This window comes from Aquimarina latercula DSM 2041 (assembly GCF_000430645.1).
Taxonomy (GTDB): Bacteria; Bacteroidota; Bacteroidia; order Flavobacteriales; family Flavobacteriaceae; genus Aquimarina; species Aquimarina latercula.
This window is the reverse complement of the sequence record NZ_KE387186.1, coordinates 259,618-276,185: the sequence shown is the minus strand read 5'-3', so window position 1 is coordinate 276,185 and position 16,568 is coordinate 259,618. Positions and strand designations below refer to the sequence as shown.

The 16,568-nt window shown below is 33.1% G+C and carries 17 protein-coding genes; all 17 read right to left on the bottom strand.

The window, feature by feature from the left end; translation table 11 throughout:
* Positions 1-38: 38 nt before the first annotated feature.
* The 17 genes from H526_RS0125825 to H526_RS0125745 all read right to left on the bottom strand — a co-directional run bounded on the left by H526_RS0125825 (position 39) and on the right by H526_RS0125745 (position 16,394).
* A complete protein-coding gene (locus tag H526_RS0125825) occupies positions 39-1,214 on the bottom strand; it encodes a hypothetical protein (RefSeq protein WP_155839788.1) in 1,176 nt (391 codons plus the stop codon).
* Between the two features lie 77 nt (positions 1,215-1,291).
* A complete protein-coding gene (locus H526_RS0125820) occupies positions 1,292-2,017 on the bottom strand; it encodes a metallophosphoesterase family protein (RefSeq protein ID WP_027395592.1) in 726 nt (241 codons plus the stop codon).
* Positions 2,014-2,565: a prolyl hydroxylase family protein gene (locus tag H526_RS0125815; protein WP_027395591.1), complete on the bottom strand. Its 552-nt coding sequence runs from the start codon at positions 2,563-2,565 to the stop codon at positions 2,014-2,016. The genes H526_RS0125820 and H526_RS0125815 overlap by 4 nt, the downstream gene beginning before the upstream one ends.
* Positions 2,566-2,570: 5 nt before the next feature.
* Positions 2,571-3,116, bottom strand: a complete 546-nt coding sequence (locus H526_RS0125810) for an RNA 2'-phosphotransferase (RefSeq protein ID WP_027395590.1) — start codon at positions 3,114-3,116, stop codon at positions 2,571-2,573.
* Positions 3,088-3,519: a hypothetical protein gene (locus tag H526_RS0125805; protein WP_027395589.1), complete on the bottom strand. Its 432-nt coding sequence runs from the start codon at positions 3,517-3,519 to the stop codon at positions 3,088-3,090. Before H526_RS0125805 ends, H526_RS0125810 begins: the two co-directional genes overlap by 29 nt.
* 1 nt (position 3,520) lies before the next feature.
* Entirely contained in the window at positions 3,521-4,483 is a 963-nt protein-coding gene (locus tag H526_RS0125800; protein ID WP_027395588.1) for a DUF1152 domain-containing protein, read from the bottom strand.
* 3 nt (positions 4,484-4,486) lie between these two features.
* Entirely contained in the window at positions 4,487-5,002 is a 516-nt protein-coding gene (locus H526_RS0125795) for an O-acetyl-ADP-ribose deacetylase (protein ID WP_027395587.1), read from the bottom strand.
* Positions 5,003-5,022: 20 nt separating this feature from the next.
* Positions 5,023-5,610 (bottom strand): DUF4291 domain-containing protein, encoded by a 588-nt coding sequence (locus tag H526_RS0125790; RefSeq protein ID WP_035086698.1) that lies wholly within the window; start codon positions 5,608-5,610, stop codon positions 5,023-5,025.
* A 13-nt stretch (positions 5,611-5,623) separates the two neighbouring features.
* Positions 5,624-6,262, bottom strand: coding sequence for a DUF4291 domain-containing protein (locus tag H526_RS0125785; protein WP_027395585.1), 639 nt, complete (start codon positions 6,260-6,262; stop codon positions 5,624-5,626).
* A complete protein-coding gene (locus tag H526_RS0125780) occupies positions 6,259-7,086 on the bottom strand; it encodes a TIGR02452 family protein (RefSeq protein WP_027395584.1) in 828 nt (275 codons plus the stop codon). Before H526_RS0125780 ends, H526_RS0125785 begins: the two co-directional genes overlap by 4 nt.
* A 21-nt stretch (positions 7,087-7,107) precedes the next feature.
* Positions 7,108-7,656, bottom strand: coding sequence for a riboflavin biosynthesis intermediates N-glycosidase (locus tag H526_RS0125775; RefSeq protein WP_027395583.1), 549 nt, complete (start codon positions 7,654-7,656; stop codon positions 7,108-7,110).
* A gap of 78 nt (positions 7,657-7,734) precedes the next feature.
* Positions 7,735-8,691 (bottom strand): ADP-ribosylglycohydrolase family protein, encoded by a 957-nt coding sequence (locus H526_RS0125770; protein ID WP_027395582.1) that lies wholly within the window; start codon positions 8,689-8,691, stop codon positions 7,735-7,737.
* Entirely contained in the window at positions 8,688-9,146 is a 459-nt protein-coding gene (locus H526_RS0125765) for a nucleoside 2-deoxyribosyltransferase domain-containing protein (protein ID WP_027395581.1), read from the bottom strand. The genes H526_RS0125770 and H526_RS0125765 overlap by 4 nt, the downstream gene beginning before the upstream one ends.
* A gap of 62 nt (positions 9,147-9,208) precedes the next feature.
* Complete coding sequence (prs, locus tag H526_RS0125760; RefSeq protein WP_027395580.1) at positions 9,209-10,030, bottom strand: ribose-phosphate diphosphokinase; 822 nt, start codon at positions 10,028-10,030, stop codon at positions 9,209-9,211.
* A gap of 218 nt (positions 10,031-10,248) precedes the next feature.
* A complete protein-coding gene (locus tag H526_RS0125755) occupies positions 10,249-10,929 on the bottom strand; it encodes an NUDIX hydrolase (protein ID WP_027395579.1) in 681 nt (226 codons plus the stop codon).
* A 99-nt stretch (positions 10,930-11,028) separates the two neighbouring features.
* Positions 11,029-13,296, bottom strand: a complete 2,268-nt coding sequence (locus H526_RS0125750) for an aconitate hydratase (protein ID WP_027395578.1) — start codon at positions 13,294-13,296, stop codon at positions 11,029-11,031.
* A 320-nt stretch (positions 13,297-13,616) separates the two neighbouring features.
* Positions 13,617-16,394 (bottom strand): bifunctional aconitate hydratase 2/2-methylisocitrate dehydratase, encoded by a 2,778-nt coding sequence (locus H526_RS0125745; RefSeq protein ID WP_027395577.1) that lies wholly within the window; start codon positions 16,392-16,394, stop codon positions 13,617-13,619.
* Positions 16,395-16,568: the final 174 nt, after the last annotated feature.

Sequence of the window (16,568 nt, the reverse complement as noted above, 5' to 3'; positions counted from 1 at the left end):
ATTTTTAAAAACATTTCTTCTAAAATGCCTTTTATATTCTACTTGTTTCTAACCTTATTTAGGTATTTTTTAAATTCTTTTTGAAAACTAACAATATCCATCTTTTCCTTTTTAACGCTATCTCCTTCTATATATTCTTCATAATAAGAGTCTACTCCTTTGTCAAAAAATCGTATTCCTGTTACTACATTTCCATCATCTCCAGTTTCTAAATACCCTCTATATTTTTCTGGTTCTTTTGGGTAAGTTCCTTCTTCTCTCTTAGTTTCTACTATAGTAGCTTCTACTAAATCCCCAAAAAAAGTATTCATATCTATAGACTTAAAAATTTCTGGTTTATCAAAAAAAATATTTGAAATATTTATTAAATTAAGAGTGGGTAAATAATCTTGAAAACCACTAGTACCATAACTATAAGTACTATCATTCTTATCATACATAAAAAGGATACTATTCTTAGGCAAATTATTAGTTTCTCCTATCACAAAATATTTAGAACCTATATTTTCATTATTCATAACATATCTTATCTCCCAGTACATATCTTTTTTTGATAAGTTTGTCTGAAATTTATCTCCTTCGACAGCCAGTGTAGGAGACTCTATAACTATAGAATCACTCTTTAGAATCATAGAAGTTCTCTGATAATAATGCATAGCAAATACATCAATATACAATGCTACAATCTTACCATCCATTATCTTTTTGGAAAACAGAGCAGAAGGTGCTTCGACATATTCATATCCCTGAAGAATTTTACCATCTCTATATATCGATTTTATATTGAGTTTTGCCTTGTATAGATTTCGCTCATATTCCTCGTATTCTTCTTCACTCATTTCATACTCTTCACTAGTTTCATCTTCTTCTCCCTTAAAAAGTTCCTCACTAATTTCTACTGTTTCTGCTCCCATTGCCATTTGAAAAACATCTAATGAATATTGAAACTTAGCCTCTCCATTTTCATAATAATCTACTCTAGGGAAATCTTGATCTCCTTTGGAGAAATATCCATTAAAAGGCATACCATCTTTATAAATTCCTGTATATGTTTTCTGGGGTTTTTCTACAATTAAAAAGGAATTGTGCTCAATAGTATCTTCCATATTTTGAGAATTAATAGTGTTGGATAAAAGCATACAGAATACCAAAAGAAAAGTCATTTTGACCTTATAATTGATTGTATATTCTAGTGAAAATTTGATAATCATCATTATAAATATTTTGAATGACAAAAATCGGTAGAATTTCATGTAGAAACTACCCCATTTTCAGCTAAAATAGGAAAGACTTAGTTTCGTCCTTTTTCATTAGGATATAAGGAAGGTAATGAATCGCTTTGCCAAAATTCTTTGGTATCAATATCCAGTATTGTGAGTTTTCCTTCAAAAGCTGCTCCTGTATCGATGTTCCAAACATTAATTCCTTGCATTGGGACATCACAATTATAATGTAATGTTGGTGTATGACCTATATATATTTCAGAATATAGTTTTAATCGATTTGGATATAATGCCGAGTGTTTTTTAACTCTTTTATCCATTACAATAGCCATTTCCCACAATGTCCTATCCCATCTATAATTAGTAAGATACACTTCATTTTCTGGCCCTTTCATTGATGAAAATCCTGCATGAATAAACAATCTATTCTCTTTATCAACGTAATAATTTTTGAGGTTTTTATAAAACTCTAAATGAACAGAAGTGCTAAAGTTATTAGTTAAATAAGAAGTAATAGTTTCTTTACCTCCATTGCGAAACCAAATATGGTTTTCGGTTTCTGGATCTAATAACCACTCATGACACCATACATCATGATTTCCCTTTATAAAAATACATTTTTGTTTTTTGCTCAATTCAATTAGGTATTGAATCGTTTCTGCAGATTCGCTCCATCCGTCTACATAATCACCTAAAAAGATTAATGTATCTGATGGTATTACTTTAGCTCTTTCTAGCACCTGTAGTAATGCCTTGTAACCTCCGTGTATATCTCCAATTACTAATGTTCTCATTGTATTAATTTATACATTATATCCGTTCTTAACACATATTTTGTTCCTGAGATTATTGGTTTTCCCTCATGACGTAGTGGATGATGGAATATCAAAGCATCCCCAAGTTTAGGTGTAATTGTGACTCCGTTTTCAAAATAAGTTTCTCCACCTTCAAAATCTTCATTGAGATATATCAAAAAAGAGAAGAAACTACATTCCTTCTCATTTCGTTTATGACTACCATCTCGATGCATTTTAAAACGTTGTCCCTCATCATACTTATAAATACGAAACATTTCATTAAGACCATTCGCTTTATAAACCCCAAAATTCTGCACTACATATGGTTCTAATTGTTTCCAAATCTTATCAGCTAGCAATTGGTCTTTGAATAAAATTCGTTGATTATTACGAACTCCTTTTACCATTACTTGTTTGCCATCAATAGAAACTTTAGCCTCTTCGAATGAAACTTGTTCCCCTTTCTCTATGAAATGATCACACATTTCTTTTGAAAGAAAATCTTCTATTAAAAATATTTCTGGATGTAGTACTTTCTTGATCATCACTTTCACTTTTTAAACTCGATATACTCTGGAGCAACAGTATCCGTTAACCAGACTCCATTATCGGATTGATAAAATTCAATACCATCGCGATACATATCTCCTGATCGAACCGTTAATATAATGGGCACTCCTCTTCTGGAACCTACCTTCATTGCTGTTTCTAGTTCTTCGCTAAGATGCACATGATGTCTACTCATCTTTAGCAGACCTTTTCTTCGTATATCTTCTCTGAACTTCCCTACGGTACCGTGATATAAAAATTCTGGTGGTTGAATAGGCGTATATTCTAAATCTACTTTTATAGAATGTCCTTGATTCGCTCTGATTTTGGTCTTATCCTCATTAAAAGCAAAACGCTTTTTATCATTAGTAGCTACCACTTCTTTTAGGGTTTCTATAGTTAGTTTATTGCGATGTTTATTTGCTTTACTTATCAATTCATTAACATCTGCCCAACCGTTTTCATCTAATTTCAATTCAATCTTTCCTGGATTATGCCTTAGGATAAGACTCAAAAATTTACTTATTTGTTTCGTATTTGTTTTCATTTTTTTCAATAATTCTTTTTAATTCTTCATTTTCAGGTGAGGTATATTTCTGACCGAAATATGTTTTTGTTACCCTAATTTCTCTTACTATATTTTCATTAAACTCTTCTAATTCTTCTGCGGGAATCCATAATTCATTATGAATGGGACCTCCTACATTTTCTACTTTATATTTTTTCAAAAACGACTCGTTCATATCAAAAGCGGTTACAAAACCTGAATACCCAGATCCTTCATCATCCAAGTTCCATTTGGTTGCAATTTCAATTGCATACTCCTCATTCATTACAGGATAAAAGATCGGTTGCCAACTCAATCTTGGAGGGAAATATTTCCATCCAGTATTATGAATTAACTCTAGTTCTTTTAATCCTACAGGTCTATATAGTGTTATAGTTTTCATTTTAAATTGGCATTTGTTTTTTCACCCTAATATCTTCTAAACCTTCTCTGTATTCTGATAACCCCATATTAAATTCATCTATGGTATTGGTGTTTTTTATATAATCATAATACTTATTCTTTTTCAGAACTTTTTCTAATTCAAAACACCAATAAATTGTCATTAATGGATTAATCCACAATTCACTTCCTTTTGTTCTACCAGTCTTATGATAGTTTCCATAATTCCCTTCTAAGGCACTAATAATCGAATTAGAAACAATACTTTCCATTCCTTTCATTTTACTATCCACAAAATCGATTGCTTCTTTATACTTTTGGCCTTCTAACATTGAATTAAGCACTTGGAACGACCCCAAATATGCATTCTCTCGATCTAATTCTGCTAAATTTTCGAGAAACCTATAATGAGAAACTCCGTGAAAATGATCTACTCCAAAACCAATACTTACTAGTAATTTTTTAGCAACATTGATCTGAAACGCTGCTGCCATGGAAGAAACATCTTCTTGTGGCGTTCCTAATCCTTCTTCATCTCCAAACATTAAACAATCAGTTCCGCCATCCACCAAAATAACAGTGTCTATTTTATGTTTATCCACTAAAAACTGATATGCACCCTTAAGAGGTTGGACTGCTATTCTTTCAAAAGCGTAAATGTCCACTGATATTCCCTGAGATTGAAACCATAATTTAAGGTACTTCTCTGGAAAATATGCTGGCATTGTATATACCTGATCACCAGATCTTATTTTATAACAAAAAGGAAATACTGACTCTGAATTGGTATTGCGTAATCTCGTAAAAGAGTAATTAGCAATAGTTACCTTTTTACCTTGTTGTATTAAGCTAAAATATAATGGTATAGCAGCGTAGATATCAAAGCCACCTCCCATTCCTGATAGCAGTATGTTATTGCTTTCTTCAACTTCCTGAAAAAAAGGTATTTTATCTAGTGTATACATAGTTTATTTTTTTATCCTTAACAATTCATCATATAACTTATAGTTCTCTTCATCAAAACACACAAAGATTACTTCTTCTATTTGATCTTGCTGAAAACTCATTACCGTTTCAATGGCAATCCTAGCAGCCAGTTCCTTTGGAAACTTATAAGTCCCCGTACTTATGTTAGGAAAAGCAATGGTCTTAATATCATTCTCTATAGCCAATCTTAAAGAATTCAAATAACAATTAGCTAGTAGTCTTTCTTTATCTTTTCCTCCTGTATTCCATACCGGTCCTACCGCATGGATTACATATTTAGCAGGAAGATTTCCGGCAGTTGTAATCACAGCCTCTCCTGGATTACATTTACCTTGGGTAGCTCTAATCTTTCTACAAGCCTCTAAAATTTCCGCACCTCCTTTTCTATGAATTGCTCCATCCACTCCTCCTCCACCTAATAAAGAGGTATTCGCAGCATTAACAATGACATCTACCTTTACAGTTGTTATATCTGATTGGAGTGCTTTTAGTTTCATACATCACTTTTTTACTTAGTTCACCTAATTCCTATTCTTCGTTTTGTATCATCAGGAACTTCATACGTTTTTTCTCCGGGCACTAATCTTTTAGCTTCCTTATACTTCCCATCTTTTAGTAATAATCGAATTTTCTTGGTTAACGGAGTTAAATCGTTTATTTCCTGTATCCATTCTTCATTATATTCTTTTATTAAATCTCTACCAATACCCACCTGAATGGATCTTATTTGCATCTTAGCTCCTTTTAAAGTTCTTTCTGGATCCCATTGTATATGAACTTTTGCATTTCGGAATTCCTTATCCCATAAAGCACCACTTTTATAAATAGTTTTATCAGGATCTGTTAACACTCCCATTGACAGCGCTTTTTCCCAACTAGCTTTATTTATTTTTATTCCAAGGATATACTCCTGATTCGATTTTGTCCCCCAATTACTTCGTTCCATTAACCATAAATAAGATGGTTTGATCCAGGTCATTCGATTAAAAGAAAAAGGTGATTCGAACTTATTATTCTTGATAGCAGGTAGGGCAATGGATTTACCATATGCTTGATACATCGTGATCGTTTCTCTATCATAATCTGCTCGTATTTCTTGAATCATTTTTATCTTTTTACTATTCTTTTAACTTCAAATATGTATTCAACTTCTCATTTTCAAAAATCAATGGTTTTTCGAGAGGAGTTATTAATTCTTCCAAATTATTAGATTGTACTAGTTCATATTGTTCTTTTACAAATTGTGAAATATCCTCTATCTCTAAAATATCTTCGGATGCATACGACTTTATAAACTCTTTTCTTAATCCAATCTGAATTGCTCTTCTTTCTAGCTTTACTCCATAAGGATCGTGATCAGGATCCCATTGTAGTCTAACATCAAAATTAGTAACATCCTCTTGCCAAGCTTCATAAGATGAATATAATTCAGGTTTAAATGAAGAGTACACCGCGTTACTTAGGTAACTTTCGAAAGCCTCTCGCTTTAGATGTATAGCTAATACAACTTCTTGTCCTTCTTTCGTTCCCCATCCATTACGATACATCATCCAAAGAAAATTAGGCTTAATCCAAGTCATTCTTTCTAAACTAAATGGACCACCAAAAAATTGATTTTCCACCGCAAAGTTTCCAATAGCTAGTCTATACGATTGATATACTACTATTTTTTGATCATCATATTGTGCCATAATATGATATCCTTGCTCCGGCCAGTTTTCTTCTTGTTCTTTATAATTTGTTAACTCTAATTTCATTTCTCAAATTCATTCTGAAAAGCTTCGATAAACTTTTTGTTTTTTGCATAAATAGCAAATACCACTTTTTCGAATACTCCTTTATATTTTTCTTTTAATAATTCCGAAAACAGTTTCGCTATCATTTTAGGATCATTCTGAAATACTCCACACCCCCAAGCTCCTAAAATCAAAGCGTTATGATTGTTCGCTATCGAAAGGGCTAATAACTTATCAATCCTTACTCTCATTACATCTTCAATCTTGGATACCTTATCAGCCTCAAACCTTTTAACTACTCCCGCATTAACAGCCGCTGCTGTAATTATCGAACTTACTATTGGAGTATCGAATAACTCTCCTTTATCGTTTCGTAGAACCGGAACTTTAGGACTATAAATCATTCCATCTGTATACATACAAGATTTCATTCCTCTATGCGTTTCATAAAATTCTATAGCAGATAGTTGACATGGATATAAACCTGAAGATCTCGCAATACTTTCTTCCTGAGCTTGTGCTCCATTAAAAAAACCTCCTCCAGGATTTTTAGCAGAAGCAAAGTTTAAGCACATCAGGTTGGAGAATCCTAAAGAAACTAATCTTTGTATACTGCCTATCGTTGTTTCTTCTACAACTTCAAAAGATGTTTTATAATTATCAATTGTATCTAACTCTATAAGTAACTCATCTAATTCTTTAGTATCATAAAATTTTGTTCCATAAATTGCGTTCTTCTGAATTTCAGAAATAACTATTTTTTCTTGTTTAGTATTAATATAGAAACCTTGTTCAGTTATTTCAAGCGTTTCCTTTGCTGTTATTTTTCTTAATGTCTTTTGCATTTTCTTAATTTTTTAAAGACCCTATGGATCTAATTCATCCCTCACTTCCATCAGGGCAAAACCTAATAGATTTTGACCTCTCCACAAATTAGGATTCTGTGCTTTTTCATTTGCCTGTCCCATTCCGATTCCCCATATGCGATCTCTTGGACTTGCTTCTACAATAATTCTTTTCTTGGTATTTAACAAAAACTCCTTCAACTCTTGGTGCTGTGAAAACTTATGATAGTTTCCTTGTTTTACAATTTCGTACTTATGAGCATCCCATACTTTAGGATCAAAATTCTTTACTTTTCTACCTAATTGCTTAGCTTCCATTGGTTGATTGCAATCAATAATCTCTTTTAAAATTTCATTGTCTTCAAACAATCTGGCTTTTTCAACCATCATCCAGTGTTCTGCTGTTTTATAAACAACTCCTTCTACTTCGAAAGACTGATTCCACCATTGACTAAAACAACTTTTACCAATACTTCCATCTTTATTAGGCGTATGCCCCCAGAAGAACAGATATTTCAAACTCTTTCCTTTATTAAACTGCTCTTGTATATGTTGTAATGTGTATTTCATTTTGTTTCTTTAGGTACTCTGAGCTTGTCGAAGAGTAATTGTTCTATAAATTTGCTTCGACAAGCTCAGCATGACATCTTAACTGACTTTTATTAAACTTTCATTAAATCTTTCTATCAAATTTTCTACATCCTCAAACCTAGCAAGCTGAAACTTCCAAGTTTCCGGAATAGTATCATATCCAAAATATAACCCTGCCAATCCACCAGTTATAGCAGCTGTTGTATCAGTATCCTCACCTAGATTAACAGCCTTCAAAATGCATTCTTCATAAGAATCAGAAGTTAACAAACACCAAAAAGCAGCTTCTAGCGATCTTAAGACATATCCAGTACCTTTAATATTAAAGCGATCTTGTTTTGAAATATCATCTTCTAAAATTCTTCCAAAAAGCTGTATTTCATTTGGATTAAAATCATTTTGTTTTGCAAACTCTACTATTGGTTTTCTAATGGCTTCATAAGCTTTGAACTTATCTTTACCTTCTAGTAACAATAATGCATATTCTATATAAATAAAACATGAAAAAACAGATCTCAAATGCCCGTGCGTAATAGAAGAAACTCTTTTTACAATATCGTATCTAACATTAATGTCATCTTCATCTCTTAGAAAATATACCAGTGGTAATATTCTCATAAGAGAACCATTTCCATTGGAATATTCATCCAATCCTCCACATAAATCAGGTGTCATACCTCTTTTATATTGATAAATTGCATTTTTCGTTGTTATACCGATATCAAAAACAAATCCTCTTGGTGTCCATAAATTTTCATAAAACCAAGCGGTAAATTTGGATGCAATATCCTCTAAATCATATCCGTTACACAAACTATCCATCAGACAAAAAGTTAATGAACTATCATCAGACCAAGTTCCCTCTGGTTGATTGTGTGTACCATACCCGATCATATCACGAGCCGGTCTTTTATCCATTTGATCTCGATCTAAAAACTCATAGGGCACTCCTAATGCATCACCGACCACTAATCCGAATATTCCTCCTTTTATTTTTTCTAATAAACTTTTCATTTCACTCTCTTCTTTACTTCATTAATCAATTCTTCTAAACTATCTACTTGTTTTACTTCATATCTCTCACAAACAATAGCTACATTTCCTTTTCTCCAAAATTCATCTGGACAACAAACAATTAGTTTTCCACTTCTAGCAAACAACCCCAATTCTAATAATGTAATTGGAGACTTTGTATTTTTATCAAAATACATTATAATCATTTCAGCCTTTTCTAAAGCTTCTAGTTCCCAGTCTACTTGTTCCTTAAAAACAGGATTGTCAATTGTTTGTTTCCAACTAGCATCCCAACTTGCTCTTCTGGGATTTAACAAGGTTACATCGTATTCTAATAACTCATTTATAACTATATCCTGCCATCTTTCTGCAACACCTACTTCGATACTACCTGCTAAAAAAACACTTAGATTTTTATCTAGTTCTATTTTTGTTGGTGCTGTTATTATTTTCATAGTTTTATATTTTCAATTCTTAGATTCCAGCCTACGCTGGAATGACAGTATTTAATGTTTAGCTATATAACTGGAAATTGTATAACGTTCTTCTCTTCTATATCCCTAAAAGAATTGGTAGTAAAAACAGTATCAAATGACTTATTTAATTCCTCAAAGCCTTTACTGAAAACTCCATGGCTTACTACTAAGCTTAACTTCCCTGCATTTTTTTCTTTTAATGCAGTTGCCAATCCTAAAAACGTTCCACCTCCATCACAAATGTCATCTACAATTACACAATGTTTTCCATTAAGGTCTTCTTCATATACTCTAAAACCAGATAGCTTCCCTGTTTTTACATCCCTTTTCTTAGAACATTCTACAACTTCTATTCCTCCTAAATACTCAGATACTTTATAAATCTTTTTTAATGCTCCTCCATCTGGAGATATCAATACCACATCCTCCTTAATATGACCTAAGCACTGTTTTACATACTCATAGTTCTCTATCACTTTTACATTATTCAACAACGCTGGAGTTACTTCAGAATGTGGATCAAAAACCATCACCTGATTATAGTTTTGCGCATTTATAATATCCGCATATACTTTTACACTTAGTGATTCTCCACTAACCATCACTCTATCCTGTCTTGCAGCTGGAAAATACGGAATCAAAACATTAATTAATTTCACATCCATTCTACGCAACGCATCTGTGGTTACTAACAATAAACCAACATCATTAAATGAATTCAATCTATGTGTAATTGTTACTTCATTACCTATGGATTTTTCAAAGATTTTGATATGTGGCTCACCACCATTAAAAACAAACGAAGTAAACTCAATTGATTTATCGAATGGAGTAAATGATTGATCTAAATGTAAATACTGCATAATTGTGTTATTTTTACGCAAATATAAAACAGATCAATATATTGACAAAATATTTTGCGTAAAAAATACAATAAAAGATGTTTTACAGGTATTACTAACTATAATTTGGATTCCACACTGGATGCCCTCATCCTTCAGGAGGGATCAACATGATATCTTAGAATAATGAAAAATGAGTTCTACTACTTCTCGACTCCGCTCTAAGTACTACAGAATCTTTATTTAATATCGAAAAGGAAACCTTCTTCTTTAAGCTTGAAGTATTGCTTTTGATTGAATTTGAAAAGATTTGCCGGTCTTCCTCTTCCTTCAGAAATTTTTTCTTTTAGTTCTTCTAAAATACCAAAGCTTAGAATTTTTTTTCTAAAATTTCTTCGATCGATTTGTTTATCGAGAATTGTCATATATAGTTTCTCTAAGTCAGAAAAGAGAAACTTATCTGCTAATAAATCAAAGCCTATAGGTTCATAGGTTAGTTTATTACGCAATCTTTTCTTAGCAATATCAAGAATAGTAGCGTGATCGAATGCTAACTCAGGAAGTTCATTAATATCAAACCAAGCTACATCATTAGCATCGGTATCTGCTTTTATATTATGATGTTCTGGTTTCACTAAACCAAAATACGTAATACTCACTACCCTATTTCTTGGATCTCTTCCTGGTTTCCCAAAAGAATACAACTGCTCTAAATAATCAGCAGTAACATTAGTTTCTTCTTTAAGTTCTCGTTCTACCGCATTTTCTAAACTTTCATTCTCTAACACCAAACCACCTGGTAAGGCCCATGAATCTTTAAACGGCTCTATGTCTCTTTTGATTAAAAGCACATGCAGTGCCTTATCTTTGTATCCAAAGACTACTGCATCTACTGCTACTTTAATATTTTGGCGTACCATATACGCAAAATTACAAAATTCTGACTTTTTACAAAACAAAAACTCCCGAAGAATAGTCTTCAGGAGTTTCCTATATAGTATGTATTATTAATCTAAAATTTAAGCGTTTTGTTTCTTTATTAAATTCAAAGCAGAACCTTCTTTAAACCATTCGATTTGAGAATCGTTATAGGTATGATTTACTTCAATTACATCTTTAGAACCATCTGCGTGTACAAACTCTATATTTAAAGTTTTTCCTGGTGAAAAAGCATTTAAATCTAAGAAGTTGATAGTATCATCTTCCTGAATTTTATCGTAATCTCCTTCATTTACAAATGTAAGTCCTAACATACCTTGTTTCTTAAGATTTGTTTCATGGATACGCGCAAATGATTTTACAATTACTGCAACAACACCTAAATGTCTTGGTTCCATTGCGGCGTGTTCACGAGAAGAACCTTCTCCATAATTATGATCTCCTACTACGATTGTAGGAACACCCGCAGCTTTATACGCTCTTGCTGTATCTGGCACACCACCAAATTCTCCATCTAATTGATTTTTAACAAAGTTTGTCTTTTTTCCAAAAGCATTCACCGCTCCTATTAAACAGTTATTGGATATATTATCTAAGTGTCCTCTATAACGCAACCAAGGACCTGCCATAGAAATATGATCTGTAGTACATTTTCCGAAAGCTTTAATTAATAGCTTTGCTCCTTTAATTTCATCACCTATTGGTTCAAAAGGAGTTAATAATTGAAGTCTTTCTGATGTTGGACTTACATTAACTTGCACTCCACTACCATCTTCTACCGGCGCTAAATATCCCGCATCTTCCACTTCAAAACCTTTAGGAGGTAACTCCCATCCAGTTGGTTCATCAAACATTACTTCTTGTCCATCTTCATTTAGCAACTTATCTGTTAATGGATTAAAGTCTAAACGTCCAGAAACAGCAATAGCAGCAGTTAATTCAGGAGATGCTACAAAAGCATGTGTATTCGGATTTCCATCTGCACGTTTCGCAAAGTTTCTATTAAAAGAATGAACGATACTATTTTTCGGAGCATTTTTAGGGTCACTATATCTTGCCCATTGCCCTATACAAGGTCCACAAGCATTGGTAAATATCTTAGCATCTAACTTTTCGAATATCCCAAGAATACCGTCTCTCTCTGCTGTATATCTCACCTGTTCAGAACCTGGGTTGATTCCTAACTCTGATTTCATTTTTAGACCTTTATCCAATGCTTGCTGTGCAATAGAAGAAGCACGTGATAAATCTTCATATGAAGAATTGGTACAAGAACCTATTAGTCCCCATTCTACCTGCAAAGGCCAATCATTCGCTTTTGCTTTCTCTGTCATACTCGTACCAACCTCAGTTGATAAATCTGGGGTAAATGGCCCATTTAATAATGGTCCTAATTCTGACAGATTAATTTCTATAACCTGATCAAAATACTGTTCAGGATTAGCATATACTTCTGGATCTGCAGTTAAATGTTCTTTTACTTTATTAGCGGCGTCTGCTACTTCAGCTCTTTCTGTAGCTCGTAAATAACGCTCCATTGATTCGTCATAACCAAATGTAGATGTTGTTGCACCTATTTCGGCACCCATATTACAAATAGTTCCTTTTCCTGTACATGACATTGAAGTTGCTCCTGGGCCAAAATATTCTACAATAGCATCAGTTCCACCTTTTACAGTAAGAATTTCGGCCACTTTTAGAATCACATCTTTTGGTGCTGTCCAACCAGATAATTTACCAGTCAGTTTAACACCAATTAATTTAGGAAACTTTAATTCCCAAGGCATTCCTGCCATTACATCTACAGCATCAGCTCCACCTACACCAATTGCTACCATTCCTAATCCTCCTGCATTTACCGTATGAGAATCCGTACCAATCATCATACCTCCAGGGAATGCATAATTTTCTAAAACTACCTGATGTATAATTCCAGCTCCAGGTTTCCAAAAACCAATACCATACTTATCAGATACCGATTCTAAGAAATTAAATACTTCACTACTGGTATTCATCGCTGATTGTAAATCTTTATCAGCACCAACTTTAGCCTGAATTAAATGATCACAATGTACCGTCGTTGGAACTGCAACTTTCTTTTTTCCAGCTTGCATAAATTGCAATAATGCCATCTGAGCAGTTGCATCTTGACAAGCAATACGGTCTGGAGCAAAATCAACATAATCCTTACCTCTAGTAAATGCTGTTTTACTTTTACCATCCCAAAGATGTGAGTACAAAATTTTCTCTGCTAATGTTAAAGGTTTTCCTGTTACTTCGCGAGCAGCATCAACTCTTTCGGCAACTTGAGCATACACCTTTTTTATCATATCGATATCGAATGCCATATAGTTGTGTTTTATGTGTTTTCGTTATTCTTTTTTAAGTATTCCAAGATACGAAATATCGAATGACTACGAAAAGAGTATCGAGAATATAGAATGATTATAAAAAATATTCTATTGCACTAAAAACAAGTATTATACAAACTAAGAATAACCTGCACATAATATCGATTGCAAACAATCAATTTTAAACTTGATTCCCTAAACTGTCTATTTTCATTAAAAAGTTTATCTCATATATCAAAAAACATCTTTAGCTAAAACCAAAAAAGCCTTAATACAACAATTCGTATTAAGGCTTTTAAACTATTATATATTTTTAATTACATAACTAATTGCTTCTGAGATGGTTTAAACTTAGTTAATACAATACCATCAACAGCAGCTTCATATTCTTCCATGGTTGGTGTTCTACCTAAAATTGTAGATAAAACTACTACTGGCGTAGAAGACAACAAAGATTCTCCTTTTTTGCCATCAGAATCTCTAACAACTCTTCCTTGGAATAAACGTGTAGAAGTAGCCATCACTGTATCTCCTGGCTCCGCTTTTTCTTGGTTACCCATACATAAATTACATCCAGGACGTTCTAAGTATAACATATTCTCATACTTTGTACGTGCTAAACCTTTTGGCGCACTATCATCAAACTCAAAACCAGAATATTTAACTAAAACATCCCAATCACCTTCTGCTTTTAACTCATCAACAATATTATATGTTGGAGGAGCAACAACTAAAGGTGCATTAAATACAACTTCTCCTTGTTGTTTCTCAATGTTCTTTAACATTTGAGCTAAAATTTTCATATCTCCCTTATGAATCATACAAGATCCTATGAAACCTAAATCTACTTTCTTAGTTCCTCCGTAAAAGGACAATGGTTGAATATTATCATGCGTATAACGCTTAGATACATCTTCATTATTTACATCTGGATCAGCTATCATTGGCTCTACGATCTTATCTAAATCAATAACAACTTCTTGATAATATTTAGCGTCTGCATCTGGCTTTAATGCCGATTTAGTTCCAGTTTTAATTTCCGTAATACGATTATTTGCTTTATCAACTAATCCTTTAAGATCCTGCTTTGGGTTATCCATACCCTTATCAATCATAATTTGTATACGATCTCTAGAGATTTCTAAGGATTCAATTAATGTATCATCTTCAGAAATACAGATAGATGCTTTTGCTTTCATTTCAGCGGTCCAATCTGTAAATGTAAATGCTTGATCAGAAGTTAAAGTACCGATATGTACTTCAATAATTTTTCCTTGGAAAACATTTTCACCTTCAAACTGATTTAACATCTGCTCTTGAGTAGCATGAACTACATCACGGAAATCCATATAAGGTTTCATTTCTCCTTTAAAAGTAACTTTTACAGACTCTGGAATTGGCATAGTAGCTTCTCCTGTAGCTAATGCTAAAGCAACTGTTCCTGAATCCGCTCCAAAAGCAACTCCTTTTGCCATACGTGTGTGTGAATCTCCACCTATGATTACATCCCAATCATCTACCGCTATATCATTTAATACCTTATGAATTACATCAGTCATTGCATGATACTTCCCTTCTGGATGACGTGCTGTAACTAATCCGAAGTCATTCATAAACTTCATTAATCTCGGAATATTAGCTTTGGATTTATCATCCCAAACTGAAGCTGTATGACATCCTGATTGGTAACCAGCATCAACAATTGGAGAGATTACTGTAGCAGCCATCATCTCTAATTCTTGAGAAGTCATTAAACCCGTAGTATCTTGAGAACCTACAATGTTTACTTCAACTCTAACATTTGAACCTGCATGTAATGTTTTACCTGGCGTGGTTCCTACTGCATTTCTGTTAAAAATTTTCTCAACAGCAGTTAAACCTTGTCCTTCCACAGAAACTTCTTTGGAAGCTGCATATACTTGAGGAACATTTATTCCTAAAACTTTACAAGCAAATGTTTGTAATTTCTTACCGAAAACAACAGCATAAGAACCTCCTGCTTTAATAAACTCCATTTTTGGTGGTGTTAAAGCAGTTGAGATATCTTTTAACTCTTTGTCTCCATTATATAATTTCTTTGTTTTTGTATTTATTGTAAGAACGGTACCTGTAGCTACAGAATACTCTTCTTTTAAGATTGCTTCACCATCTTCATCTACAATTGTATTTCCTTCTGCATCTTTTTGCTTTACCCAGTTCTTTAAATCAATACCAATACCACCAGTTACTCCAACAGTTGTTAAGAATATTGGCGCAATACCATTCGTACCAGCAATTACTGGAGCAATATTAATAAATGGTACATATGGGCTAGAAGAAATACCTGTCCATAACGCCACATTGTTTACACCTGACATTCTTGAAGATCCTACTCCCATTGTTCCTTTATCAGCAATCAACATCACACGCTTATCTGGGTGTTGTTCTTTTAAAGCTAATAATTCATTTTGCATATCTTTATTATGCTCAAACATACACTGACCGTGTAATTCACGATCTGATCTTGAATGCGCATCCGCTCCAGGAGATAATAAATCTGTAGAAATATCACCTATTCCCGCAACAAAAGTTACAATCTCTATTTCTTCTTCTACGTCTGGTAACTTTGTAAAAAACTCTGCTTGAGCATAGCTCTCTATTAATTCTTTAGCAATAGTATTGCCTGCTTTATACGCCTTTTCTAATTGTTCTGTATCTGCCTCGTATAAGAAAACTTGCGTTTTTAATACTTTAGCAGCTTCATTAGCTATTGCAGTTTCATCACCTAAAGCTAAATCTAACAATACCTCTACAGAAGGTCCACCTTTCATATGAGATAATTGCTCAAAAGCAAAAGCAGGAGTAATTTCTTTAACGACTTCTTTACCTAAAATAATTTCTTTTAAAAACTGAGCTTTTACACCAGCAGCACTTGTGGTTCCTGGCAAAACATTGTAGATAAAAAAGTTAAGGGAGTCATCACGATGTGCATTATCATTATCCTTAATTTGTGAAATAATTTCACTTAATAACTCTGCTCCATCGATTGGCTTAGGGTGTAACCCAAGGGATTTCCTTTCTTCGATTTCCCTAATGTAATTATTGTAAATGTTCATAGTACGTAATAGAATTCTTTCCTGGTTTAATACAAATGTTTGGAAAACGATAAATTTCTCCTACCCGCCAATAATAGAAAAATCCTATTATATATTGTTACATAATGACAAGCTATACATTAGGTAGTGAAATTATGGTAGTCCTTACATCTTTTCAATATTCTTATTTATCTC